The organism is Serratia sp. NCCP-200 (assembly GCF_059697885.1).
This window is the reverse complement of the sequence record NZ_BAAKUJ010000001.1, coordinates 510665-535043: the sequence shown is the minus strand read 5'-3', so window position 1 is coordinate 535043 and position 24379 is coordinate 510665. Positions and strand designations below refer to the sequence as shown.

General features: G+C 51.9%; 21 protein-coding genes and 2 pseudogenes. 4 read left to right on the top strand and 19 right to left on the bottom strand.

Annotation, left to right across the window (positions count from 1 at the left end):
* Nucleotides 1–216: 216 nt before the first annotated feature.
* From AC6HVW_RS02510 to AC6HVW_RS02490, 5 genes and pseudogenes are all read right to left on the bottom strand, one after another.
* Nucleotides 217–1167: pseudogene (locus AC6HVW_RS02510) on the bottom strand (transketolase family protein); the annotation flags it as partial.
* On the bottom strand, nucleotides 1160–1996 hold the full coding sequence (locus AC6HVW_RS02505) for a transketolase (protein WP_186486773.1): 837 nt from the start codon (nucleotides 1994–1996) through the stop codon (nucleotides 1160–1162). The pseudogene AC6HVW_RS02510 and the gene AC6HVW_RS02505, both read right to left, overlap by 8 nt.
* Nucleotides 1993–3375, bottom strand: a complete 1383-nt coding sequence (locus AC6HVW_RS02500; RefSeq protein WP_021178539.1) for a PTS ascorbate transporter subunit IIC — start codon at nucleotides 3373–3375, stop codon at nucleotides 1993–1995. Before AC6HVW_RS02500 ends, AC6HVW_RS02505 begins: the two co-directional genes overlap by 4 nt.
* 23 nt (nucleotides 3376–3398) lie before the next feature.
* A complete protein-coding gene (locus AC6HVW_RS02495) occupies nucleotides 3399–3680 on the bottom strand; it encodes a PTS sugar transporter subunit IIB (RefSeq protein ID WP_071684048.1) in 282 nt (93 codons plus the stop codon).
* Between the two features lie 105 nt (nucleotides 3681–3785).
* Nucleotides 3786–4229 (bottom strand): PTS sugar transporter subunit IIA, encoded by a 444-nt coding sequence (locus AC6HVW_RS02490; protein WP_071684049.1) that lies wholly within the window; start codon nucleotides 4227–4229, stop codon nucleotides 3786–3788.
* A 375-nt stretch (nucleotides 4230–4604) separates the two neighbouring features.
* On the opposite strand from AC6HVW_RS02490, the gene AC6HVW_RS02485 reads away from it, so the two are divergent.
* A complete protein-coding gene (locus AC6HVW_RS02485; RefSeq protein ID WP_071684050.1) occupies nucleotides 4605–5624 on the top strand; it encodes a LacI family DNA-binding transcriptional regulator in 1020 nt (339 codons plus the stop codon).
* Nucleotides 5625–5681: 57 nt separating this feature from the next.
* On the opposite strand, the gene AC6HVW_RS02480 is transcribed toward AC6HVW_RS02485, so the two are convergent.
* From AC6HVW_RS02480 to AC6HVW_RS02430, 11 genes are all read right to left on the bottom strand, one after another.
* A complete protein-coding gene (locus AC6HVW_RS02480) occupies nucleotides 5682–6374 on the bottom strand; it encodes an oligogalacturonate-specific porin KdgM family protein (RefSeq protein ID WP_071684051.1) in 693 nt (230 codons plus the stop codon).
* Nucleotides 6375–6724: 350 nt separating this feature from the next.
* Nucleotides 6725–8014: an ABC transporter substrate-binding protein gene (locus AC6HVW_RS02475; RefSeq protein ID WP_071684052.1), complete on the bottom strand. Its 1290-nt coding sequence runs from the start codon at nucleotides 8012–8014 to the stop codon at nucleotides 6725–6727.
* Between the two features lie 15 nt (nucleotides 8015–8029).
* Nucleotides 8030–9157, bottom strand: coding sequence for an ABC transporter ATP-binding protein (locus AC6HVW_RS02470; protein ID WP_021178545.1), 1128 nt, complete (start codon nucleotides 9155–9157; stop codon nucleotides 8030–8032).
* A gap of 13 nt (nucleotides 9158–9170) precedes the next feature.
* On the bottom strand, nucleotides 9171–10085 hold the full coding sequence (locus tag AC6HVW_RS02465) for a carbohydrate ABC transporter permease (protein ID WP_059201296.1): 915 nt from the start codon (nucleotides 10083–10085) through the stop codon (nucleotides 9171–9173).
* Complete coding sequence (locus AC6HVW_RS02460) at nucleotides 10078–10968, bottom strand: carbohydrate ABC transporter permease (protein WP_024485193.1); 891 nt, start codon at nucleotides 10966–10968, stop codon at nucleotides 10078–10080. Before AC6HVW_RS02460 ends, AC6HVW_RS02465 begins: the two co-directional genes overlap by 8 nt.
* Nucleotides 10969–11644: 676 nt before the next feature.
* The gene (gene yfcD, locus AC6HVW_RS02455) at nucleotides 11645–12220 is read right to left on the bottom strand and encodes an NUDIX hydrolase YfcD (RefSeq protein WP_021178548.1); all 576 of its coding nucleotides are present in this window, start codon (nucleotides 12218–12220) and stop codon (nucleotides 11645–11647) included.
* Nucleotides 12221–12351: 131 nt separating this feature from the next.
* A complete protein-coding gene (gene yfcE / locus AC6HVW_RS02450; RefSeq protein WP_071684053.1) occupies nucleotides 12352–12903 on the bottom strand; it encodes a phosphodiesterase in 552 nt (183 codons plus the stop codon).
* Between the two features lie 103 nt (nucleotides 12904–13006).
* The gene (locus AC6HVW_RS02445) at nucleotides 13007–13651 is read right to left on the bottom strand and encodes an RpiB/LacA/LacB family sugar-phosphate isomerase (RefSeq protein WP_021178550.1); all 645 of its coding nucleotides are present in this window, start codon (nucleotides 13649–13651) and stop codon (nucleotides 13007–13009) included.
* Between the two features lie 45 nt (nucleotides 13652–13696).
* On the bottom strand, nucleotides 13697–14458 hold the full coding sequence (kduD, locus tag AC6HVW_RS02440; protein ID WP_046808386.1) for a 2-dehydro-3-deoxy-D-gluconate 5-dehydrogenase KduD: 762 nt from the start codon (nucleotides 14456–14458) through the stop codon (nucleotides 13697–13699).
* Between the two features lie 345 nt (nucleotides 14459–14803).
* Entirely contained in the window at nucleotides 14804–16861 is a 2058-nt protein-coding gene (locus tag AC6HVW_RS02435; RefSeq protein ID WP_071684054.1) for a right-handed parallel beta-helix repeat-containing protein, read from the bottom strand.
* Nucleotides 16862–16949: 88 nt separating this feature from the next.
* Nucleotides 16950–18515, bottom strand: coding sequence for an MFS transporter (locus AC6HVW_RS02430; protein ID WP_071684055.1), 1566 nt, complete (start codon nucleotides 18513–18515; stop codon nucleotides 16950–16952).
* Between the two features lie 431 nt (nucleotides 18516–18946).
* Here AC6HVW_RS02430 and AC6HVW_RS02425 point away from each other — a divergent pair, with 431 nt between their 5' ends.
* From AC6HVW_RS02425 to AC6HVW_RS02415, 3 genes are all read left to right on the top strand, one after another.
* Nucleotides 18947–20113, top strand: a complete 1167-nt coding sequence (locus AC6HVW_RS02425) for an oligogalacturonate lyase family protein (protein ID WP_071684056.1) — start codon at nucleotides 18947–18949, stop codon at nucleotides 20111–20113.
* A gap of 26 nt (nucleotides 20114–20139) precedes the next feature.
* Nucleotides 20140–20463 (top strand): cupin domain-containing protein, encoded by a 324-nt coding sequence (locus AC6HVW_RS02420; RefSeq protein ID WP_024530670.1) that lies wholly within the window; start codon nucleotides 20140–20142, stop codon nucleotides 20461–20463.
* Between the two features lie 631 nt (nucleotides 20464–21094).
* Nucleotides 21095–21706, top strand: a complete 612-nt coding sequence (locus AC6HVW_RS02415) for a helix-turn-helix transcriptional regulator (protein WP_186486774.1) — start codon at nucleotides 21095–21097, stop codon at nucleotides 21704–21706.
* A 53-nt stretch (nucleotides 21707–21759) separates the two neighbouring features.
* Here the strand turns inward: AC6HVW_RS02415 and AC6HVW_RS02410 are convergent.
* The 3 genes and pseudogenes from AC6HVW_RS02410 to AC6HVW_RS02400 form a co-directional block, all read right to left on the bottom strand.
* Nucleotides 21760–21888, bottom strand: a pseudogene (locus tag AC6HVW_RS02410) (chorismate mutase); the annotation flags it as partial.
* 29 nt (nucleotides 21889–21917) lie between these two features.
* Nucleotides 21918–23534 (bottom strand): Ig-like domain-containing protein, encoded by a 1617-nt coding sequence (locus tag AC6HVW_RS02405; protein WP_071684058.1) that lies wholly within the window; start codon nucleotides 23532–23534, stop codon nucleotides 21918–21920.
* Nucleotides 23535–23610: 76 nt separating this feature from the next.
* Entirely contained in the window at nucleotides 23611–24309 is a 699-nt protein-coding gene (locus tag AC6HVW_RS02400; protein WP_261397448.1) for a ZirU family protein, read from the bottom strand.
* Between the last annotated feature and the right edge of the window lie 70 nt (nucleotides 24310–24379).

The window sequence follows — 24379 nt, the reverse complement described above, 5'->3', positions numbered from 1 at the left end:
GGATAAGGAGATGCTCGGCCTGAGAAATAGGCCGATCGTCATGAGTGAAGGATATTAAAAAGTGTTCACCATGTCCTTGAACACCTGTCTACCCTGTCCCCGGTCTGTAAAGGGAAAGTGTTGAGGTAAATTTGTTGAGATGACCTATTTACTTCCAGCAGAGCACCGCCTATCAGCTCCCTCTCCCTTTGGGAGAGGGTTGGGGTGAGGGGGGGTCAACAGCTCATCCGCAGCCGCCACAATATGCGCCGCCGTCAGGCCATATTCCTGCTGCAAGAACTCCTGCGTGCCCACTTGCCCATAGCGGCCTTTCACCCCCACTCGCCGCATCGGCACCGGACATTCTTCCACCAGCACCTCCGCCACTGCCGAACCAAGCCCGTTATGAATACTGTGGTTCTCGCAGGTGACGATCCTGCCGGTTTTCGCCGCAAAGGTTTTGATGATTTCACGATCGATAGGTTTGAGCGTAAACATGTCTATCACCGCCGCGCTGATGCCACGCTGTTGCAGTTCCTGCGCCGCCTGCAACGCTTCGGCGACCATAATGCCGTTGGCGATCAGCGTAATGTCGCTGCCGTCACGCAGCAGATTAGCCTTGCCAATGGTGAAACGATAGCCTGCGGGATAAATGCGTGTCGCCTGCTTACGGATGGTTCGCACCCAGTAGAAGCCTTGCAACTTCACCAGTTGCTGCAAAATATCCTGGAACATGGTGGCATCGGTCACCTCCAACACCACCGAATGCGCCAGGCCGCGCACGATCCCCATGTCTTCAAACGACATATGCGTGCCGCCGTTATGGCAGGCGCTGACCCCGGCATCGGAAGCGATCACCTTGACGTTGTTGCGCTGATAGTCCAACGACATAAACAGCTGATCGAAACAGCGGCGGCTGGCAAAAGCGGTGAAGGTGTGGACAAATGGCACTCGTCCGGTCAGCGACAAACCGGCGGCTACGCCAATCACATTAGCCTCCATGATGCCGCAGTTGATGACCCGCTCTGGGTGATCCTTATGTACGCCATCCATCGCCATCGAACTCATCAGATCGGCTTCCAGTGCAATCACTGGCGTATCGGCTTCGGCCTGTTGGCGGATCACGCTGGCGTACACCTTACGCATTTCTACGGCGTCTTTTTCAAACGGCATTTCCAGGTTAAACATAGGCGGCCTCCAGCTCGGCAATGGCCTTTTCGATTTCGCTACGAACATCTGGCGTTAAGCGCAGATGGTGTGAGTTTTTCAGGTTCTCCAGATACGCCACGCCCTGCCCCTTGAGGCTATCGAGGATCACCACCAACGGCCGCTGCTCGCCACTGCGTTCCGGCAATACGGCATCATGGATCGCGGCAATGTCATCCCCACGAACGGTTTGCACCTCAAAACCAAAGGCGTGGAATTTTCCGGCCAGATCGAAGGGTTTGATCACCTCATCCAGCGTGCCGTCCAACTGCTGTTTGTTGTAATCGATAAACAGCGTCAAATTATGCAGATTGTGGTGGGCGATAAACTGGAACGCTTCCCAGCATTGGCCTTCGTTCAGTTCACCATCCCCCAGGATGCAGAATACCCGGTTGCTGCGCTTTGCCAGTTGGTGTGAAAGCGCCATACCGGCAGCGATAGAGACCCCTTGCCCAAGCGATCCGGTGGTGGCATCCACCCCGCGAGTTAGCAAGCGATCTGGGTGGCTCGGCAACCGGGTGCCATTCTGGTTGAGCGTTTGCAGCTGTTCCAACGGGAAATAGCCCTTAAGCGCCAGCACGCTATACAGAGCCGGACCAGCATGGCCTTTCGACAGCACGAAATAATCGCGCTCAGGCCAATCCGGGTCACCCGGATCGATACGCATCACTTCGCCGTATAACACCGCTAGCGTTTCAACCACCGACATACAGCCGCCGTAATGGCCAAACCCCAGCCCAGTGAGTGCCTTCAGCGTTTCCAGACGGATCGCCCCGGCTAATTGCGTCAAATCAGTCACGGTGTTGCTCATGAACTTTCCTCCTTATTTCTGGCTGGGGCATCTTTGCGTTTTCCCAGGAAGTTATGCGCGACCAGCAGGCCAAAGATGGCGACGATCGCGACCATGATCATTTCTTTGGTCAGGAAGCGTGCCATATTGCCCAACACGATCCCCACCACGCCGAAGTCCGTATCGGAGAAGGTGGTGTTGGCAAAACCCAGCGCGCCCAGTACCGGTAACAACAGCACCGGCAGGAAGGTAATCAACAGGCCGTTGGCAAACGCCCCCAGCATGGCACCACGCCGCCCGCCGGTCGCATTGCCGAACACCCCGGCAGTGGCCCCGGTAAAGAAGTGCGGCACCACGCCCGGCAGGATCAGTACCATCTTCATTTGGCCGAGCAAGAACAGCCCCACCAAGCCACCCAGGAAGCTGAACAGGAAACCAATCAGCACCGCATTGGGGGCGTAGGGATAGACCACCGGACAGTCCAGCGCCGGGCGGGCATTAGGGACCAGTTTTTCCGAGAAGCCGGTAAAGGCCGGGACGATCTCGGCCAGGATCAGGCGCACCCCTTGCAGAATGATGAATACCCCGGCGGCAAAAGTGATCGCCTGAATAATCGAGTACACCAGGTAATTCTGCCCGCCACTCAATTGGCTTTCGACGTAATCCTGGCCCGCACAGATAGCCAGGATCAGGTAGATAACGATCATGGTCATCGAGATGGAAATCGAGCTGTCACGCAGGAAGCTGAGGTTTTTAGGTAAGTTCATCTCCTCGGTGGAACGCGAGTTTTTCCCCACCTTGGAACCGATCCAACCGGAAAGGACATAGCCCAGGGTACCGAAATGGCCAAAGGCAATGTCGTCGTTGCCGGTAATGCGGCGCATATAGCGCTGGGCGATCGCCGGGAAGAACGCCATCACCAACCCCAGAGTCAGCGCTCCGGTGAACACCAGCTGTACGCCCTCAAAACCGGCCACGGTAAGGATGATGCCGATCATACAGGCCATGTAGAAGGTGTGGTGCCCGGTCAGGAAGATGTATTTCAAGCGGGTAAAGCGGGCTACGATGATGTTGGCCACCATGCCAAACGCCATGATCAGCGCGGTGGAGGCACCGTATTTCTCTAGTGAGATAGAGACAATGGCTTCGTTATTGGGAATAATCCCCTGAATATTGAACGCATGCTCAAACATGCCGCCTAATGGGTTCAGCGAGCCGACTAATACCGTCGCTCCACCGCCCAACACAATAAAGCCCAGAATGGTTTTAACCGTCCCTTTGACCACATCAGAAAAAGATTTCTTTTGTGCCAACAGACCAATCAAGGCAATCACCCCGACCAATACCGCCGGGACCTTTAATATATCAACCACAAATCTGAGCGTTTCCTGGATAAACATATCCACCTCGCCAATGGGTTAGATTAAATAATAGAGTGGGCTGTGAAGTAAGCACGCAGCTTGGCTTCAAGCTCATTAATATCAATGATATTGCTGATCACCACTAACTGGTCGGCTGAAACGCTGGCGCTAGCGGCAATATCTTTCGCCATCACGAAGATGTCTGCCGCACCCGGCGTTGCCGAGGAAAGATCGGAATGTTCAACCTCCGCCTCAATATTCATTTTTTTCAGCACTTTCTTGATGTTCATTTCCACCATAAAACTGCTGCCCAATCCTGAGCCACAAATAGCCATGATTTTCATTATTCTTACCTGCCAAATTTTATGTGTAGGATAGCGTCACCCGATATCTATCGGATGCTGAGTATTATCAAAAGCTGCGGGTATAGCCGTATAACCGGTTAGAGATTAATAATTGGCGATAACATCCTCAATTTGCCGTTTGGTTTGCGCCAGGAACAGTTTCTCCATGGCTTCGCTATCAGAAAATAACTCGGCCAGCTGCGAGATCATATCAATGTGGCTACTGCTATCTGGAGCGGAAAGCATCACCACAATGAAGACCGGATCGTTATCTTCGGACTGAAAATACACACCCTGATTGATCTTTAATAGTGAAAGGCCAAGCGCTTTGGCGCCCTCCTCCGGCCTGGCATGGGGCATCGCGATACCGGGTGCCAACACGTAATAGGGCCCCAGCGCCTGATGTTGGTGAAATATGGCTGTCAGGTAATCAGCGGTGATCACACCGCGCTGCAGCAGTGGCTGAGCACACAATGTGACCGCCTCCTGCCAGTCAATAACCTGATCGCACAGTTGAATGTGGTCGGCGTTCAGCCAGTCGTTGAGCACATCTCCTCCTTTTGGGTTTTTCCCTTAAGCCGCCAGAATTTGCGAACCGTAACGAGACGAAATCTGTTGGCTATGGATTGTTTGATGGCGCGTGGCCGTCATGAAATAGCCCGGCGACGGTAAAACTTTAATCAACGTACAGGGGTTAAACCGTGACCAAACGCACAAAGATAGCGCTACCAAAAATCAATCATTCAGTTCTGTGATAGCGCTATCAAAACTATCGGGGATCAAACCCGGCGGCTCAGTTTTTTTATCGATCGCCAAAGGAACGGGGTAGAATGGGTACAGAAGCGGGAACCACGAAGCCCAGAAATGGGTTTCAACCCATGAGCTCATTTATGCGTTATGCGCGCATTTCAGTCAGGATCAGCAATGTCGATCGGTAGAAAACGACGCAGTACCGGCCGGGTTACCCTGGCCGACGTGGCCCAATTGGCAGGCGTGGGCACCATGACCGTCTCGCGGGCGCTACGCACGCCGGAACAGGTTTCAGATAAGCTGAGAGAAAAAATTGAGTCGGCGGTCAGTGAGTTGGGTTACCTCCCCAACCTGGCGGCCAGTTCGTTGGCCTCGGCGTCCTCTTATACCATCGCCATGGTGGTGCCGAGTTTTTCCGAGTCCGGCTGTGCGGATATGTTTGCCGGGTTACAGCGGGTACTGCAACCGGCGGGTTACCAGATCATGTTGGCCGAGTCCCAACATCATATCGAGCGTGAAGAAACGTTGCTGGAAACCCTGCTCTCTTACAACCTGGCTGCTGCCGTGCTGCTAAGCATTGAGCATTCCGAAAATACCCGTCAGGCATTAACCGCCGCCAATATTCCGGTGGTGGAAATTGGGGCAATCCGCACCGACCCGATCGACATCAATATCGGCATCGATTACGTTGCCGCCATGTATCAGCTCACTCAAACCGTGATTGCCAGCGGGTATCAGAATGTTGGCCTGCTGTGTGCTAATCAGGAACAGTGGATTTTCCAACAGCATCTGCAAGGCTGGCACAAAGCGCTACTGCAAAACCACATGTCCCCTCATCGGGTGATTAATGCCGCGCAACCCGCCAGCTTTAGCCTCGGTGCCCAGCAATTGCCGGAGTTTTTACTGGCCTGGCCGGAGTTGGATGCCTTGGTCTGTACATCTGATGAACTGGCCTGTGGCGCGCTGTATGAATGCCAGCGGCGACGGATCAAGGTGCCGGAGCAGCTGGCTATCGTGGGGTTTGGCAACAGCGAGGTCAGCCAGGTCTGCCAGCCACCGCTGACGACCATGACCGTGCCGCATAAGGAGATTGGTATTCAGGCAGGTAAGGCATTGTTGGCACGTTTGAACGATCAACCCTGGCAGCCCAAAGGTTCGATCCCTTCAACCCTGTGCCGTCGTAGCAGCTGTTAACGATGACGATACCGGGAACCCGCCGATAAGTCGGTATTCCCGGTATCTCAATAACACTTACCAGCTATAGTTTATCCCAACACGGTAGCGCGTCTGGCGGTTATCGTTTTTGCTATCTTGCTTCACGTTCCCGACTTCAACATAAGGCTTCCAGTTTTTATCCCACTTGTAAGCCAGCTTGACGTTATGTTCGTAATCGGTTTTGCCGTCGTCAAAAATAACCTTGTTGCTGCTCTTATACACGTAGTTATATTCAGCCGACCAGTCCTTGTAGAAGTTATAACCTAACCAAAAATCGCCACGGTTGGTTTTCTCATCCCCCTCTGAGCCTTTTGAGGTGGTGCGCTTATATTCGTAGCGATATCTGCCCGCCACATAAATGTCTTTGGTAAAGTTATACTGTGCACGCAAATAAGGGCGATAGCCGTTGCTATTACTGTTGGATTCTAGCGAGAATCCAGGCTGCAGGGTGATCGCATCAAATTTATGCTGATAGCTGACGACGGCTTCTGTACCATTACTGACCTGTTCGTGGAAAGGTTTATCAGGCGTCGAGTCTGAAGAGTCCTGACGCCATTTTGCTTCCAGAGAGAATCCCAGGCCGTTATCGAAACGATGCGATACCAGCATTCTATTTTTATGGTCACCTTTGGCTGTATCCTGCCATTCATGGCGTAAATCAAGCGACATGGCCATTGCACTAAAGTTTGCTACAGAGGCTAACACCAGAGTCAATAATTTAAATTTCATTATTACTACCCTTATCATTAATTATAGAAAAGACATCCCCACTCTAATTAAGGGGGTTGTAGTGTTATTTGAAATACGTATTACTCAAAAACGGAAATAGCGAACCTATAACTTAAAATAAACTTTATCTTTTTTTGATGAATAAAGATTACCCAACATAAATAGCCGTACGTAATACCGCGCCACCTTAAGCCTCTGACAGATGGGTGCTATGCAGGTTAGCCGACCGTTGAGCGCATGGATGCGCGATACGAGCCCCCAGGGACGGGTTCACGGCGTGTCGGCGTTCTGCATAGCTCCCAGCTGTATCACTATGACCAACAGCTATTTAAATATGACGGAAATTGACCTTATCTCATTGCGCGTTTCAGAATACGGTCGCCCTGACGCTGGAAATCTGCCGCCACTTCCTGCACCGTTTTCTTACCATAATCGATATTCTGAATGGCATCCTGGAACAGCACTACGATCTGCGGATCGTCAAAATACGGCGAAGCACTGATAGCATGCGGCAGTGACAGCGCCAGTTTCAACCCGGAAACCGCCGGATCGCTATCCTGGATCACGCCACTTTCGGTCAATTGGCTGACAGCCACTTTGCTTAACGGAACCCCCCGCTCCAGCTTCAGCGCCTCAACGCCTTCCTTGCTGTTTAACAGGAAGTTAATCAACATTGCCGCTTCTTTTGGATGCTTGCTGCTTTTACCAATCGAGAACATTTGCGACGGCTTGAAGAACAATCCGGCATCCTTGGCACCCGGCAGCATCGGGTATGGGCCCAATACCAGCTTGGCCGGTGCTTTCAGGTTGTCGGAGTATTTGTTAATGGTGGAGTTCCACATATAGGTCCCACCCCATTCCCCCGCAATCCATGGCTTCATCTCATACATGTTGTTTTTGCCGAACGAGGCGTAGTATTTCGATGATGGCATGACGTGGCTGTCTACCATGTTTTTATACATCTGGAAGAAATCGACCCATTGTGCTTCGCTATAGGCAAACTTCTTCTGCGCTTCATCGATAATATCGACGTTATATTTTTGGATCATGTAGGAACGTAACAGTGCGAAGGTATCCTGGTGCTCCAACACCACCGGATAATATTTATCGCCCAGTTTTTCGTTGAAGGTTTTACCGGCGGCGAGCAATTCATCCCAATTATTGGGATATTGCACACCCGCGTCTTTCCAGGTGACATCGTTATAATAGAAAACACGTGCGGTCACTGAAATCGGGATGCCGTTCAGCTTGCCGTCGATCGTGGTGGTTTGTAGCTCTTTGGGATCAAACTGCGTCAGATCCAGATACTCACTCACCTTGTTCAGGTCATAGAATCCGGTGCCGGTTTTTGAAAAGATCGGCAGCCAGTTCCAGTTGGTTTGCATCACGTCCGGCTCGGTGCCCCCGGCAATCTGGGTGGTCAGGCGGGAAAGGTGACCGTCCCAGCCGGTATATTCCGATTTCACCTTGATATTCGGGTTCTGCTTCTGGAATTCCTCAATCGCTTTCAACGTAACCTGATGGCGGCCATTGCCTCCCCACCAGGACATACGCAAGTCAACCTGTTCAGAGGCAAAGGCTTGATGGGCAAATATCGCCATGGACGAGGCTACCAGAGTACGTAAGACTATTTTTTTCATTATTTACAACTCCTGTTAAAGAGAAATATTCTTTTCCGTTTTCGCATCAAAGATATGGCATTTATCCATATCGAATTTGAAATAAACCGGACGATGTAGCCCATTTTTCAGGATCGGTTTGACGTCATCGGAAGGAATACGGCAGGTCAGCTCAAAATCATTTACCTTCAGGTAAACAAAGAACTCATGGCCCATATTCTCGACGCGGACCAGTTCGCCTTCGGAGTGGTTACCCTCAAACGGCGATTCCGAAATCGACACAAACTCGGGCCGCACGCCAAAGAACACGTCCTGTCCGACAAAGCTGGCGACCTTATCCTGCTGATGCTGGTTGAGGGTCAAGGTGTAGTTACCGACGGTCAGGCCGATTTTGCCGTCCTTCTCTACCAGTTTGCTCGGCTTGATGTTCATTTCTGGCGCCCCGATAAAGCCGGCGACAAACATGTTTTTCGGGAAGTGATACAGGTTGTCTGGCGTATCCACCTGCATGATATGGCCCAGCTTCATCACGCAGATACGGTCGCCCATGGTCATGGCTTCGGTCTGATCGTGGGTAACATAGACGGTGGTCGCCGGTTTGCCGCTCTTTTTCAGCTGCTTGTGCAAATCGGAAATACGGATACGCATCGACGCACGCAGCTTGGCATCCAGGTTAGACAACGGTTCATCGAACAGGAACACGTCTGGCTTTTTCACAATTGCGCGGCCCACGGCCACACGCTGCGCCTGCCCACCGGAGAGTTGGCGTGGCAAACGATCCAACAGCTCTTCCAGTTCCAGGATCTTGGCGGCTTCGTTAACCTGCTCTTCAATCTGCTCTTTAGGCATCTTGCTCAGCTTCAAGCCAAAGGCCAGGTTATCTTTTACCGTCATATGCGGATACAGCGCATAGTTCTGGAACACCATGGCAATACCACGGGATTTAGGTGCCAGGTTATTCACCACGCGATCGCCAATACGCACTTCGCCGCCGCTAATGGTTTCCAGCCCTGCCAGCATCCGCAGCGTGGTCGATTTGGCACAGCCGGAAGGGCCGACAATCACCATAAACTCGCCATCGGCAATGGTCAGATTGATGCCATGCACCGCCTTATAACCGTTGCTGTACACTTTCTGCAGATTGTTAAAAATGACTTCAGCCATGATAGATCCTCAATTAACCTTTAATTCCGCTGCTGGTAACGCCCTGCACAAAGTAGCGTTGGGCCAGGAAGAACACGATGATGGACGGCAGAATAGAGATGCTTGCCATAGCCAGGATTTCGTTCCACGGCGCACCTTCTGTCACGTCGATAGACATTTTCAACGCCAGCGCAATCGGGTATTTATCGACGCTGTAGACGTAGATCAACGGGCCAATAAAGTCATTCATCGACCACATAAACTGGAACAGCGCGACGGAGATAATCGCCGGTTTCAAGATTGGCACCACCACATACCACAGCACCTGGAACGAGTTGCAACCATCAATCTGGGCCGCCTCTTCCATATCCCGTGGCACACCACGTAGGAACTGGATCAACATAAAGACGAAGAACCCTTGAGTCGCAAATGCCAGCGGCAAATAGAGCGGCAGATAGCTGTCCAGCATGCCCATTTCACGGAACATGATGTATTGCGGGATCAGTAACACCGTGCTCGGCAGCAACATGGTGGTGATCAGCGTGGCAAACCAGAATTTCTTCCACGGGATCTCAAAGCGGGCAAAGCCGTAGGCCACAATGGTCGATGAGATAATGGTTAATAACACCTTGGGGATCACAAATTTAAAGGTGTTAAGCATGTAGTGACCAAAGTTATATTCCGTGCCGGTTTTCCAACCGTTGACGAAACCGTCCGAGGTCGCATGTTCCGGCCACAGGCCCAGGGTAGTGAAGATCTCCTGGTTGGGTTTAAACGAGGCCGAGAACATCCACACCAGCGGATAAAGCATCAACAATCCCACCAGCAGCAGCACGACGTAACGAATAGCGGCGCTGATTTTTTCCCGGCGCAATGTGCGCTGAACTTCACGCTCAGCGATTTCCTGCGCACTGGACATGGGTAATTGGTTCTGTTGCATGTCAGCCATTTTTGCCACCTTTGTCTGCCGAGTAGAAGACCCAATACTTCGATGATTTAAAGGCGATTGAGGCGAACAGGGCCACAACCAGGAACAGGATCCACGCCAATGCGGCACCGTAACCCATATCAAAATATTTAAAGGCGGTATCGTAGATATACAGTGAGAACAGATAGGTGTAATGGGTTGGCCCGCCCCCGGTAATGACATACGGAGCCGTAAACTCCTGGAACGCCTGCGTGGTCTGCATAATAAAGTTGAAGAAAATCACTGGCGTGATCAGCGGTACCGTGACCTTCATAAACATCTGCCACTTGGAAGCACCATCAATCATGGCTGCTTCATATTGTGACTGTGGCACGTTTTGCAGCGCCGCCAGGAAGATCACCATCGCAGAGCCGAACTGCCATACGCGCAGCAACGTGACCGACATCAATGCCAGCGAAGGCTCGCCCAACCAGTTGATCGGATCCATACCAAAGACACCGATAAAGCTGTTTAGCAGCCCGTCGATGGCAAACAGAGCACGCCATAGCACGGCAATAGCCACGCTGCTGCCCAGAATGGAGGGAACGTAATACGCCGTACGGAAAAAGCCGATGCCGCGCAGTTTAAAATTAAGGACAAACGCGATACCTAACGCAAATGCCAATTTTAACGGGATGGTCAGAAACACATATGCAAAGGTGACGCCCATCGATTTCCAAAAAAGATGGTCTTCCATCAGCATATAACGATAGTTTTCCACCCCGTTAAACACCGGGGGATTCATCAGGTCATATTCCGTAAAGCTCAGCAAGAATGATGACACAAAGGGGAACGCCGTAAATATAATCAACCCTATTATATAAGGTGATATATAGGCTAACCCCAGCATTCTGTTTTCATTCATGGTTGTTACCCATAGCCATTTAAATAGAAAAAGAAATAAAAATTAGTTAAGTAAAATTTAAGTAAGATTAAACAATAGAAATGACAAGCCCGGCAGTCTGTCCAGGTTCAGCATCCCCCCCGTAGTGATAAATCAAAAAACTTTTTCAGGCGATCGCTGGCCAATCTCAGCCAATCATCAGCGACCAATGCTCGCATTGTCACTATGCCGTTGGGTTGCTTGTTACAGTAGGATAATTCCATTTTTCGGTCTCCCAGATGATCCTGTCATCTACCAACCAACAAACTGAAACACTATTTCAAATTATTATATCTGAAATTTTTCCAACGTCATTCAGCGGATGGCAAAAGTGTGACCAAAGTAGAAACGTTGTTTTGATTTTTTTATCAAAAAACAAAGATTATCAAAACCAAAACAGGAGCTACATGTAACCCAATAATAAATAAGAATATTTATTCTTTTTGCATTTGTAGCACCAAGGATAGAAATTTTGATGAGATGAGTTAACTAATTGTAGGTAGATAAAATCAGCAGATTTGGGCCGAGAGGGTAAGTATGAATGCCGTCATTGATGGTTACATTTGTGATTTCAGACGGTTGGCAAGTGGGGAGGGGCTAACTGAGGAGAAAAATAGACGGCCTTGCTACTCTATGGGCAGCAAGGCCGTGCGTTAAATCAGGCGTCTTCCTCGCCAGAGCTGGCTCTGCTTTCGCGCGGCAGCGGCTTGCCGTAGTCCTGGCCGTTATTACGCGTCAGCCACAGCGATAATGCCTTCAGTGAATCGGGGGTGAACTCGTCGCAGCGGGCGGTGATCTCCTCTGGCGTCAACCAGCTCACTTCAGCCACTTCTTCTTCCTGCAGAGCGAACGGGCCATTGGCGACGCAGCTAAATAACGCCCCCCAAATACGGCACTGTTCCTCTTCAAAGTAGAACAGGCCATGTTCGGCAAACGGGATCCCGGCGATACCCAGCTCTTCTTCGGCCTCACGGCGGGCAGAATCCAACACGTTTTCCCCGCTTTGTACCACTCCCCCGGCGGTGGCATCCATCCAACCCGGGTAAAAATCTTTGGTGTCTGTGCGCCGCTGCACCAGAATTTTCCCCATACCATCATGCACCACGATATAGGTCGCACGATGACGCAGCCGTTGGGCACGCATCTGTTGACGACTGGACTGAGCAATCACTTCGTTTTGCTCGTTGACGATATCAACCCACTCGGTATCTGCAGCCTGATCCTGTTCCGCCATCCTGTAAAACCTTCTATTTTGGGCGCGATGCATGCCGCGCACGGGTTATGCTTCAATTATTTTTGGTATGTGTCCCAGCTCTGCCAAGGAACAACCCTGGCTGCCATTTTCGAGCTATCGGGTCTATAAAATTAGTGCGTTAACGCCACCTCTGCAACAACCTTGCCGTTGTGCAACTCGAGCACGCTCAAGACGTCGTCTGCCAGTATGCCATAGCTGGCCGGAAAACCCCCTTTCGGGATGCTGACCGAGCCCGGATTAAAGCAGTAGATCTCACCTTGCCTTTGTGCCTGAGGCAAATGCGTATGACCATACACCAGCACGTCCCCACCCGCTAAAGGCGGTAATGTGTTGGGATGATAAAGGTGTCCGTGGGTTAAAAACAATCGTCTTTTGGCTAACAGCACCTGTTGGTAAGGGGCCATCATCGGGAAGGAGAGCAGCATCTGATCGACTTCACTGTCGCAATTACCGCGAACGGCAACGATCTTGTCACTAACGTGATTCAATCGTTCGGCCACCTGCGCGGGCTGATAGTTATCCGGTAAGGCATTGCGTGGACCGTGATTGAGCAAATCGCCCAACAGTATCAACCAATCGGCCTGACTTTGAGCAAACAATTCGAGGATTTTGTCGGTGGCGGAGAGCGAACCATGCAGGTCCGAGGCGAACATCAGCTTCATAATCTTTCCTTCGGTGCGGAATATGAAACCATTTTAACGTAGCTGGGTTAGACAACAAGCGGTGGGGAAAACAGGTGGCCGATATTCGGCCACCTGAAGAACATCAGGCGCGGGCCAGCAGTTCTTTGACAAACGCCACAATCTCCGGCTTTTTGCCGTTGGAGAACAGACATTCCTGGAAGCGAGGACCGCTAACGGCGGTCTTCACCAGCTCTGGATCGATGGCACGCAGCGTATCAAGGTAGTTGTCTTTGATCACCGCCTGCTTAACCTGATTGAGGATACCGGCGTTACGAACCTGAGGTTCCTTACGCTCCACCGGATAACCTTCACCTTTACGCCCGGTAAAAGCCTTCTCAAAGATATAGCGCACGTTCAACTCAGCACCCCAGCCAAAGCCTTTGGCAAACGGCAGGGACAGCGCATTACCGTTGTTGATCTGAGCGAACAGGAAAGCATCCGCAGGATCGATACAGTAACCGCACACTACACCAGGATGGATGTTCAGTGACATCAAGGCGCCCTGCCCGGTACCGCAGCCGGTGACCACAAAGTCGACCGCTTCGGCGTTCAGCAGAATGCTGGCCATAATCCCTAAATGGATATAGGTCAGATGGTGATCCTGCTCATCGCTCATACCCACGTTGAACACCGCATCATGATTGCCAGCCGCAACCGCCTGCAATTGTTCGAGAACCAGCGCATTTTTACCCGCCTGGCTGTTTTCCATCATCAGTGCAATATTCATCTTTTGCTCTCCGCAAATAAAATCAATCGGTTATTCTTTGTCTAGTTAGCGAGCCAACCAGCCGCCATCTACCGCTACGGTGTAGCCATTGATGTAATCCGAAGCCGGTGAAGCCAGGAATACCACCGGCCCCATCAGATCTTCTGGCAGGCCCCAACGGCCAGCCGGGATACGCTCGAGGATTTCCTCGCTGCGGGCCTGATCGTCGCGCAGTTGGCGAGTATTGTTCGTCGCCATATAGCCAGGAGCCAACGCGTTCACGTTGATACCGTGGCTGGCCCATTCGTTGGCCAACAGACGGGTAACACCCATGACGGCGCTCTTGGACGCGGTGTAAGACGGCACACGGATGCCCCCTTGGTAAGACAACATGGAGGCGATATTGATGATCTTGCCGCCGGTGCCTTGAGCAATAAACTGGCGGGCCACCGCCTGAGACATGAAGAACACCGTCTTGATGTTCAGGTTCATCACATCATCCCAATCTTTTTCGCTAAACTGCAGCGCATCCTGGCGGCGAATGATACCCGCGTTATTGACCAGAATATCAATATGACCGAACTCGGCCACCGCGCGCTCCAGCAGCTCAGGCAGCACTTCCAGCTTGCTCAGGTCGGCTTTCAGGCTCAGGAAACGACGCCCCAGTGCGGTGACTTTGGCAATGGTTTCGTCCGGCTCAACCACGTTAACGCCAACGATATCACAACCTGCCTGAGCCAGCCCTATGGCCATCCCCTGTCCCAGCCCGGTGTCACAACCGGTCACAATCGCCACTTTACCCTGCAATGAAAAATTATCGAGAATCATGCTCTTGTCCTTAGTACTCAGGGCATCAGCGGCCCTTGTCAAAAGTGGGGATAGCGTTGCAATCCCGCCAGTGTCCGCAGCTTGCTGCCATACAGGGGGAACGATATTGCTCACCCCTGTCATCATGATGGCGCAATTCTAGCGCTTATCCCTGACGCAATCAATAAAATTGAAACATTGTTTTATTTTATGTGAAAGTAATTTTTGATTATGTGATGCATGCCGTTTTCACCGGGGCAAAAACGGCATAACCGCTGGGGTTAGCTACATCGGTATCGCATGCGGCTTACCGGGCGCAGTACAGTTCGGGCGCAGCATACAGGCCGGGCGCAGCATGCGGTGCCCCTACATAGCAGGTATGAAGGCATTGTTGTCGGCGATGTTCCCTACCACCGCATCGGCATATTCTCCCGGCTTGCTACGCAGCGAGACGTTGCCACTGAATACGCCCTGCTTATCCTGCGTGGTATAGGGGCCCGGGCGGAAAATGTAGTTAAACCGCTGGTTATCAATCGCCATATTGCTGGTGACTTGCAGGGCGCCAGGGTTAAAGTTGTCGGTAAACCCATCCATGCCGTTTTCAATGGCGATGCTGTTAGTCACCTGATGGGCCACTGGCAACCCTTCGCCCCCCAGTTTGAAACCATTATTGACATTGCGCAGCGCGACGCTGTTCTCAATGATCACCTTGCCGTTCGGGCCATCCTCGATCTTGTTAAACAGATCAAAACCATCATCCACGTTGTCATGTGAGAAGCAGGCGACTAACCGGTTTCCCTCACCCACACGCATTTTGACGGCAAAGCCATCCGCATTGATCAGACCAGGGTCCTTGTTGGCGTATGATTCAGAATGGGTGATCAGGTTGTGGCTGGCCCACAGTGGCCGGTCGGCGTTGGCCGGGGAGGAAATGACAATCCCGGTATCATCCGCATGATGTGCCACCACCCGGTCAAGGTGGTTATGGCTGCCCGCGATATGTAGGCTTTTTTCCGTTACCGTGATGCCCTGAATATCCCAATAGCTGGCTTCCAGTTCCATCCCGTGCAGCACCACGCCATCCCCAAGCGGCCGGAGCTTTTTGGCATGCGTGGCGGTGCCACTGGCTACGGCTGGTATGACGGCCAAGGGATAATCCCCCGCCGCCAGCCAAAGCGTGCCACCCGGCGTTAAGGATTGCACGGCGGTGGCAAAATCCAGCGGATGCTGCTGGCTGCCATCATTTTCGGCTTTGCCCTGTGGCGCAGCATACAGATTAGCAGCGTCGGCATAGTGCGCTTTGCGCACCATCAGCTTGTCACTCTGTGCGTTGCCTTTTGCCGTGGTGAAACGGTAATCCAGCGCGGTTTCCGCCTTCTTCAGCGCAACCTTCACCGCCAGCATCTCTCCGGCCTGTACCTTACGCTCTGCGGCAATGACCACGCCGTCCTGGCTTAGCGACAGAGTGCCATTCTCATTGCTGCGTAGTTGGAAGACGTAATCATCCGTGGCGGATATTGGCGCAGAACCGATCTCGATCTGCAACGGCATCGCTTTAACCGTAAACTCTTGTGCCGCCGGGAGCTGGCTTTCGCTGAGCGTCAGGCTGGCCTGGTTGACGGTAATGCGTGCGTTACGTGAAGCAAAGAAGCCCACGTAGTAACCTTCAGGATCAAGCTTGGTGACGCGGTGCGGATCGTTGGTCGTTTTACTGACCCAGTTGTCGCTGCCCAGCGGAGCATAGGCCGCGGTAAACCCCTGATCCGTGCGAGCCAGACGCAGCCGGAAGGTTGGCGTTTTCTGCAGATCGACCTCAGGTTGATACCCCTCACGTTTGATCTCGACACCCGCATTGCCCCAGGAATTGAGCACGCCGTTGCGGGAAATCAGCGTCATTTTGACCCGCTGATGATCTTTTTTATCCTGCGTCATGATGGCATTCATCACCATGTTGGATGCCGCCGGAAACTCCTCATAACCCTGCTGGACCTTCTCCAACCGTGGTTTGCCGAGGATATCGCGGATCAGCAATCCCGCCCCCTCTTGCCCGGCGGGCAGAGCCATATTTTCCGGGCCAAACTGATCGACCGTCACCTCCGCTTCCAGAACCACATTGGCATTGGCGGGAACGCGCGTGTAGTAAAAGGTCAGGCCATCATGGCTATTGCCGATTTTGCCCCCCCGGCTTTCGACGTGGAACGGCATTTTCAGCGGCCCGGCCTGCATCGGCTTGCCATTGGCCATCGTCACCTGATTGGTGCCCACTTTTTCCGGCAGCACGTTGGTGGCAAAGTTGGCATCCGTTGACTGGCCGAAAGCGATGGCCTGCCAAACCAGTTCATTAGCGGCAGGCAGCGGTGCGGCGACACCGTTATGACACACGCTGGTCAGAGCAATTAATAACGATAGAGGTACGATCTTCATTTCCCTTTCCTTGTTTTTAATAGGTAGGGATCCTCCCGCCATGTTGGCGAGAAGATCCTGTCACTGGGTTTTGGGGAGATCAGGCCCGTTAGGCCGGTTTATACACAGGGGTAGAGACTTCAGGGGTGATATTCATCTTCTGGCAGATCTTGCTGTTGCCCCAACACTGTTCGTAGGGCAGCCCCACCAGTTTCTCGATGACCAGGCGAACGTCAGGTTTAATATCGCCGATCTTGCCGCCAGCCTTGATGCGGGCCACTTCGTATAGCACCACCTGGTGAGTTTGGCGGTTAAGCGTCATCTGGCTGCTGAAAACAATCGCCATCAGCGCTAACAAAATCACGCCGGCAAAGAACACCCAGGAGATGGCGGTAATAGCGGTTTCCGGCTGAGTGTGAGACTTGGACTGGAAGCCGTAGTAACTGAGGATCGCCCCCATGGTGAAGACGATAATCGAACGCATAATCTTGCCGGAGAAGGTCATCGCCCCAGCATAGATCCCTTCGCGACGGCGGCCGGTAAAGACTTCGTCCACGTCCGCCAGGAAGGTATACACCGTCCAGGGAATGTAATACACCCCGCCGGTGCCCAGGCCAAAGATCACGGTGATACCGATAATGGCAGCTGTGGCAATATGCGCAGGCAGGTTAAAGAAGTGCAGCAGGGAGTAGCAACAGACCGCAAACATCACGATACCGAGCGCCCAGGAATAAGGTTTACTGAAGCCCTTTTTCACGCACAGGCCAATAAAGATGGCGGTCGATATCAACTGTAAGATGGCATTCAGGCTGTTCAATCCGGCCAGAATAGCAGGATCGTATTGCAGCACGAAAATCACGAAATAGGTAAATACCGAGGCAAACAGCCATTCCGCACCGAAGCCGAACAGATACATGCCCAGATGCTTGCGAAATACCCGCAGGTAGAAGGTTGATTGCATATCCCGCGCCAATGAAGCCAACGTTTTGAGCAGTGATTTCTTATGCTTAACCTCCGCTATTGCTTCATCCTTGCGCTCCCAGGAGAACAGATACAGCACGGTGATGGCAGTAAACAGGATCACGCCGTAGGTGATGCCGGTATACAGAAAAGGCTGAGCCGATTCTTTGCCGTAGAGCAGAATAAACTGGCCTGGGATAAACGCCGCCAGGAAGTTGGCCATCTTGCCAAAAATCGCTTTATAGCCGGTCAGCTTGGAGCGCATGGCGAAATCATCGGTCATTTCAGTCGCCAGCGTCTCGTAAGGCACCATCACCGAGGTATAAATCAGTTCGAAAATGACGTAGGTGGCGAGGTAGTACCAAAAACCAAAGCCCTCAACCCACAGCAGCGGGTAAAAGACCATCAGTGGCGCACCAATCAGCAAGAAGAAACGGCGCCGACCAAAGCGCTTACCGAGCCAGGTATTGCCAAAGTTATCGGTCAGATAGCCCATCACCGGGTTACTGATAGCATCAATGACGCTCGCAACCGAGAAGATGAATGACGCCTCCAACAGCGTCAGCCCACAGAACGTGGTGTAAAAATAGAGCAGCCAGGCACCGCTGATCGCCAGCGCCCCGCTGCCCAGCAGGTTCCCCCCGCCATAAGCCAGCTGATGCCCTAGCCTGACCGTTCTTCCCTTACCCAGAGCGTTAATACCATTCGTTGTCATCGTTTCTTCTCGCAAACAAAAATAATGAACTGCAATTTCATTTTTACAGGAATAACGTTTTATACTTTTAGGCGAGTTATAATGTTGTGATGAAAGTCACATAAAAAATAAGGAGATCTCATTTAACCAGTTTTAAAACGCGGGCAGCATCCGGCCGCAGTCCCAGCATCAGGGATTGCCCGTACGTTATCTTTCTATAATGGCGAGCATGCAACGGCGTCATGCTGGTTGGCTATGAGCAAAACCGCGATCTGCCATCAATCGGGTAAAGCGCAACGATTTATGCGATGCAGCTCTCATAAATCACCCGTTCAGGTTGGCCTAATCCGTCACTTTGATATCATTTTTCTAAATTTATGAAACGATGTTTTATTTAGTTAAGAGATCGCCTGAACAGCGGCGGTTTATCGATAAGGTTAAGGGAGGCCATCGTGGCTAAAGGTTCAATCCACCAATTCAATTTCCATCGCGCAACCGATGCCGGTACCGGCGCACAGCTCACCCGCCTGACACCGCCTGAAGTGCTGTGCCACCGCAACTACTTCTACCAGAAATGTTTCACCAACGACGGCAGTAAGCTGTTGTTTGCTGGCGAATTTGACGGTAACCGCAACTACTACCTGCTGGATCTGCAACTGCAGCAAGCGGTGCAACTGACCGAAGGCCCAGGCGATAACACCTTCGGCGGTTTTTTATCCCCGGACGATCGTTTCCTGTATTACGTGAAGAATGAGCGTGAGCTGCGCCGGGTAGAGCTGAGCAACTGCACTGAACAAACCGTGTATCGCGTGCCTGAAGAGTGGGTTGGCTACGGCACCTGGGTTGCCAACAGTGAATGCACCAGCCTGGTGGGCATCGAAATCGATCGTGAAGATTGGCAACCTCTGACCGACTGGAAAATTTTCCACAGCTTCTTCACCAAAAACCCGCATTGCCGCCTGCTGCGTGTCGATTTGGCCAGCGGTGAATCACGTGTGATCTATGAGGATCGCCTCTGGTTGGGCCACCCAATCTATCGCCCATACCATAGCGACTGCGTCGCGTTCTGCCACGAAGGGCCACACGATCTGGTAGATGCCCGCATGTGGCTGATCAACGAAGACGGCAGCAATATGCGTAAGGTAAAAACTCATGCCCCAGGCGAGAGCTGTACGCACGAATTCTGGGTGCCGGACGGTTCAGCCCTGATGTACGTCTCTTATTTGAAAGGCCAGCAAGAGCGCAACATCTGCCGTTACGATCCACAGACCGGGCAGGATGAGATCGTGATGACCATGCCAGCCTGTTCGCACCTGATGAGCAACTACGACGGCAGTCTGTTAGTGGGTGACGGTTCGGCTACGCCGGTCGATATCAAGGATTCTCAAGGCTACACCATTGAGAACGACCCGTGGCTTTACGTGTTCGATGCGAAACAAAAACGCCAGGCACGCCTGGCCGCGCATAACAGTTCATGGCGCGTACTGAATGGCGACCGTCAGGTAACGCATCCGCACCCATCCTTTACTCCGGACAACCGGCAAGTGCTCTTCACCTCAGATTTTGAGGGTGAACCTGCGCTGTATCTAGCCCGCTTGCCGGAAGATCTCTTTGCTTGATGGCACTATTTTATTGAGGAACAACCATGTTTATCTACAAACAGGATTGTGCGTTAGAAGATTTAGGAAGCGGCGTTACACGCCGCATTCTCGCCCATGGTGGCACCATGATGGCGGTAGAGGTCAACTTTAGCCAAGGTGCTGTCGGCCCGTTGCACAGCCACCCGCACGAGCAACTGACCTACGTACTTTCCGGCCGCTTCAGCTTCACCATCGATGGCGTCACCAAAGAAGTGGCTGCCGGAGATACCTTGTACAAAAAGCCCGACGTGGTGCATGGCTGCGTCTGCCTGGAGGCCGGAACCTTACTGGATACCTTCACTCCACAGCGTGAAGATTTCCTGAAATAATCTCATGTGCTCCCGGCCATCATGCCGGGAGCATTTGGCAGCCAATAAGCTGTGGCAACTCCCGCTCTCCTCTTGCATAAAATTACCCTGTTCCCCTTGCCTACCCCTCTCAATATGCATACTGCCAAACCGACCACAGACGAGAAATATCAATAATTCATATTTAAGATAATTAAATTGAAATACATACACACAATGAATATATATGGGTCATTCTCAGCAATTTATCGGTAAGTTAAGAGACAACTCTTATCTTTTGATTTTATTGAAATAATTGGTAACTTATCGATAAAATCAATTGTTTTTATCATATCGATCTATTTTATTGATCATTAAAAACAACTCTGCTATCCTATGTAATATAAATTTTCAATATAAATCAATGGAATGAGTAAATCTCATGGCTTACTGCGAGTATGTCGCCTATTGCCCACATTGTGATATTTCCATCGAGCTGACAGGGAACGTTCCCCCCTACGTTGAGGGGGCGGGTAGTTGCTGGATGTGCAGTAAGAAACTCATCCTGATTTTCAGAAAGTCGGCAAAAAATCGTGCACGCCATCGACAAGATTGCGGCTCATGCGCCAACCCACGCACAAGCTAGGATTATTACTGATTAGGATGATCAACAATGCCTGATATTCATATCTTCACGGTGAGTAATGACCGCTATTTCTCCGCTGGTTTGCACGCGTTGCTCAGGCACGGTGAAACCTTGCCCCACAATAAAATAGCGTTGCATGAATTACCCTTCGAGAAGGAGACGTTTGAGGCTCATACGCTATCGGAGCTGAAAAATAGCGCCTGTGACTTTCTGATTTTGGATTGCAGCTGCGGCTTTATTCATTATTACGGCGCCTGTTCTGCGCTCTATGCCGCCCTGGAGCAGGGCAAGCTGGAGGCCAGGATCATCTTGATGTACGAAAACAGCCTGTGCCTGACCAACCCGGATATGTACAACCACTTTATCACTCTGGATAAAAATGCCTGTGTGGAGGATATCTTGCTAGCGATTTTCCCTCCCCAAACGGCGCAGGATGAGTTTGATGCCGAGGTAGAGGAAGCCACGAGCCGGCAGTATCTGACCGGCCGAGAGCTGATCGTCATCAATGAAATCTACAGCGGTGCACAGCCTTATGAGATCGCCAAAAAGCTCAAGCTCAGGCTAAAAACCATCAACTGTTATAAAAACCGGGCGATGAAAAAGATCTGTAGCAAAAGACCTCAGGATTTACATCCCTAGTTACCCGCACGCCCTTGTTGCTCCCAGCCTATTCGGCAAGGGTTTGACCGATACTACTTTTGTACCAGACTTCGGTGCTGTTCCAGCTCATAATCAATAAATGCGTTAATCATCGTACTGTAAACTTTTTCAATAATATCTTCGGGGAGTCCTACCACAGCGGCTTCTGCCCTGACCTTATCTCGGGTCCTGCTGCCTTTGCCACATTCGCCTATAGAGAGGTTGAGCAAGTCACATAGGTTACGCCGTCTAACGGGAAACTGAATAAATTACCGTTCCCCAGGTAAACATAATGCCGTTCGTTACCGGCAGCGGTAAGCTCCCTCACCCAATAGTTACCCGCAAACCAACCGCTAGAGTATCGACTCATACTGCCCCATTCATTCCATAATCTGGCATTGGCATCCCGGTTGGCCCCGGTCTGGGCTATCGGGGTTCGGTCTGTCATCTCACTATAGCTCGGCACCGCGTAGCCACCCCCTTGGGAACTGCACCAAGCGGCAGCCTCACTGGGTTCCATAAGGAAGTAGCTATTATTTCTGAACCAGCGGTTGACGGTAAATTGATAGGTTAACGTTGAGCCATTGCCTGTATGTTCGGCCGTAATGGTGACCCGATTATTAGCCGATGTAGGTTCTTGATTAAATCTCACATTACCGCTGCCATCCACACTGGCCCAGCTCTGGTCGCTACTCCAGCTATAGGAACTGTTCCCGGCAGGATCCTCGCCAACCACCAACTGAAATTCCGCACCGGTAAAGCCTGTTTTAGGGAAGCCATCATCAGCCGAGAAAGAGGCGCCGTTGGCCAAGATATGCGTCATCTGCACGTCAGCAAAAAACGCAACGTTGACGGTAGCTGAAATACCATTGGCGGTGGTAGCGGTGACATCACTATTGACGGCAGTATCACTGGTCAGGACTATTTTTACCTCACCGTTGCTATCCGTCACGCCACTGGTAGCCAGCAGCGTTACGCCGTTGGTCGCGGTGAAGTTTACCGTTTCACCCTCAATACTGTTGCCATGGCGGTCTTCGACATAGACCAGCACATTATTATCGTCAATGCCATTGGCCAGCGCATTGTCCTGGGTGACTTCCGCATGTACAACCTCCACTGGGCCAGCAACAAACAGCGTATTGACCGACTGAACATCATCATCAATCCTGGCTGTTACCTGAGTGGTACCGGCGATCACATTCGTCACATAAGCCGTTGCCTCCCCCCCAATTCCAGTTTGCGCACTAGCCGAAATCGCGCCCGTATTATCGGCATCGAAAAGCACCGTTGCCCCCACAACAGGCGTGCCATCCAGATATTGAACGGTAGCATGTACGGTGTTCACCGCCAGCCCATCGGCAACCGCCCCCAGGGGAGACTCGGCCCATACCAGGCTGGAAAGCATCCGCTGCCACTTGATATTGATAGGGCTAGCTAGCTGAACCGGCAGTCCTTCACTTGGAATGGTAATATCGGGATTGGTTTGAGGGGTTACGATCACGTTCAACTCACTGCCCGCCAGGATGTCGCTGAGCTCCAGAGTATAACTCGGGCTGGTTGCCCCATTAATGGCAGCACCGTCCAACATCCACTGGTAGGTCGTTCCCTGTTCCGTATCGCCATCCACATCATTGAAGGACGATGTCACGGTAATGACCTCCCCGGCCCGCGGCTTGGCGTTGTCTACCGAGAGCGTGGTGGTCGGTGCTCGCCCGTGAACTGGCTGGGTAGATTGCTGGACAGCCTGCACCACCTGGCTCATCATGACGATCAGAACCAGTAATATCCTGAATACAAAAACCTTAAAGATATTATTGCGATGCAACATCCAGCGTATCCATCATACTGATTGGTTAAACCAACTGGCCCAGGCACACCTTAAGCATGCCTGGGCTGACTCTTGATTACTGAGCCGCAGGGTTGCTGACAACAACCTGGACTCTCAGTCTCTGGTCTGTCCGCACTGGAGTATAGGTGCTGCTGGTTGCCCCGCTTATGTTGCTGTAAGTATTTGTTCCCTGGCCAGTTTCAAGCTGCCACTGGTAGGTCAGGCCAGTACAGGTTCCCCCCGCACAGGTTGCTGTCGCAGTCAGAGTAGAATCAACCTGTGGATAGCCACCAACTTCACCGGTAACCGTCACACCGGTGACTGTCCCACCAGCAATAACGGTCAAGGTATTGGAAGGAACCACTAAACCAATGGCCGGATCGGTAATGGCCGGGTCGGTGTGCGGAGTCACTAGCACGGTAATGGCTTTGCCCAAGTCTCCGGCAACAATGGTGTAGGTGTTGCCGGTAGCCCCTGCAATATCTGCACCATCAGCCTGCCATTGGTAGGTTTCCGGTATCGCCGCATCACCATCCGCATCGCTGAACGCCCCTGCGGTACCGATACTCAAGGTATCACCGATATCGATCAAGCCGTTGCCACTGGCATTGTCAGAAACGATGGTGCTCTGCGTCACTACCGGGGCCCGCCCTCTTACGGTGGACGTCGGGCTGGAGGTCACCGCCGACCAGGCAGAACCGACTATCAGCATGCTGAGCAACATTCCCGATAGCAGAGGAACCAGCCCTCTGCATGAGCCAATTTTGTTATTCATTGTTTTCTTTCCTCTGCTGTACTCAAAATCAATGTTTGAATCATCTTCCAGACCTGCCTGGAATAATGAT

Bases quoted from the DNA above. Each gene is read 5' to 3' on its own strand.
- yfcE (WP_071684053.1), bottom strand. From the start codon at position 12,903: ATGAAGCTGATGTTCGCCTCGGACCTGCATGGTTCGCTCTCCGCCACC.
- AC6HVW_RS02430 (WP_071684055.1), bottom strand. From the start codon at position 18,515: ATGACAACGAATGGTATTAACGCTCTGGGTAAGGGAAGAACGGTCAGG.
- AC6HVW_RS02495 (WP_071684048.1), bottom strand. From the start codon at position 3,680: ATGAAAATCATGGCTATTTGTGGCTCAGGATTGGGCAGCAGTTTTATG.
- AC6HVW_RS02480 (WP_071684051.1), bottom strand. From the start codon at position 6,374: ATGAAATTTAAATTATTGACTCTGGTGTTAGCCTCTGTAGCAAACTTT.
- AC6HVW_RS02415 (WP_186486774.1), top strand. From the start codon at position 21,095: ATGCCTGATATTCATATCTTCACGGTGAGTAATGACCGCTATTTCTCC.
- AC6HVW_RS02500 (WP_021178539.1), bottom strand. From the start codon at position 3,375: ATGTTTATCCAGGAAACGCTCAGATTTGTGGTTGATATATTAAAGGTC.
- AC6HVW_RS02445 (WP_021178550.1), bottom strand. From the start codon at position 13,651: ATGAATATTGCACTGATGATGGAAAACAGCCAGGCGGGTAAAAATGCG.
- AC6HVW_RS02475 (WP_071684052.1), bottom strand. From the start codon at position 8,014: ATGAAAAAAATAGTCTTACGTACTCTGGTAGCCTCGTCCATGGCGATA.
- AC6HVW_RS02465 (WP_059201296.1), bottom strand. From the start codon at position 10,085: ATGGCTGACATGCAACAGAACCAATTACCCATGTCCAGTGCGCAGGAA.
- AC6HVW_RS02505 (WP_186486773.1), bottom strand. From the start codon at position 1,996: ATGAGCAACACCGTGACTGATTTGACGCAATTAGCCGGGGCGATCCGT.
- AC6HVW_RS02400 (WP_261397448.1), bottom strand. From the start codon at position 24,309: ATGAATAACAAAATTGGCTCATGCAGAGGGCTGGTTCCTCTGCTATCG.
- AC6HVW_RS02420 (WP_024530670.1), top strand. From the start codon at position 20,140: ATGTTTATCTACAAACAGGATTGTGCGTTAGAAGATTTAGGAAGCGGC.
- yfcD (WP_021178548.1), bottom strand. From the start codon at position 12,220: ATGGCGGAACAGGATCAGGCTGCAGATACCGAGTGGGTTGATATCGTC.
- AC6HVW_RS02460 (WP_024485193.1), bottom strand. From the start codon at position 10,968: ATGAATGAAAACAGAATGCTGGGGTTAGCCTATATATCACCTTATATA.
- AC6HVW_RS02485 (WP_071684050.1), top strand. From the start codon at position 4,605: ATGTCGATCGGTAGAAAACGACGCAGTACCGGCCGGGTTACCCTGGCC.
- kduD (WP_046808386.1), bottom strand. From the start codon at position 14,458: ATGATTCTCGATAATTTTTCATTGCAGGGTAAAGTGGCGATTGTGACC.
- AC6HVW_RS02470 (WP_021178545.1), bottom strand. From the start codon at position 9,157: ATGGCTGAAGTCATTTTTAACAATCTGCAGAAAGTGTACAGCAACGGT.
- AC6HVW_RS02405 (WP_071684058.1), bottom strand. From the start codon at position 23,534: ATGTTGCATCGCAATAATATCTTTAAGGTTTTTGTATTCAGGATATTA.
- AC6HVW_RS02435 (WP_071684054.1), bottom strand. From the start codon at position 16,861: ATGAAGATCGTACCTCTATCGTTATTAATTGCTCTGACCAGCGTGTGT.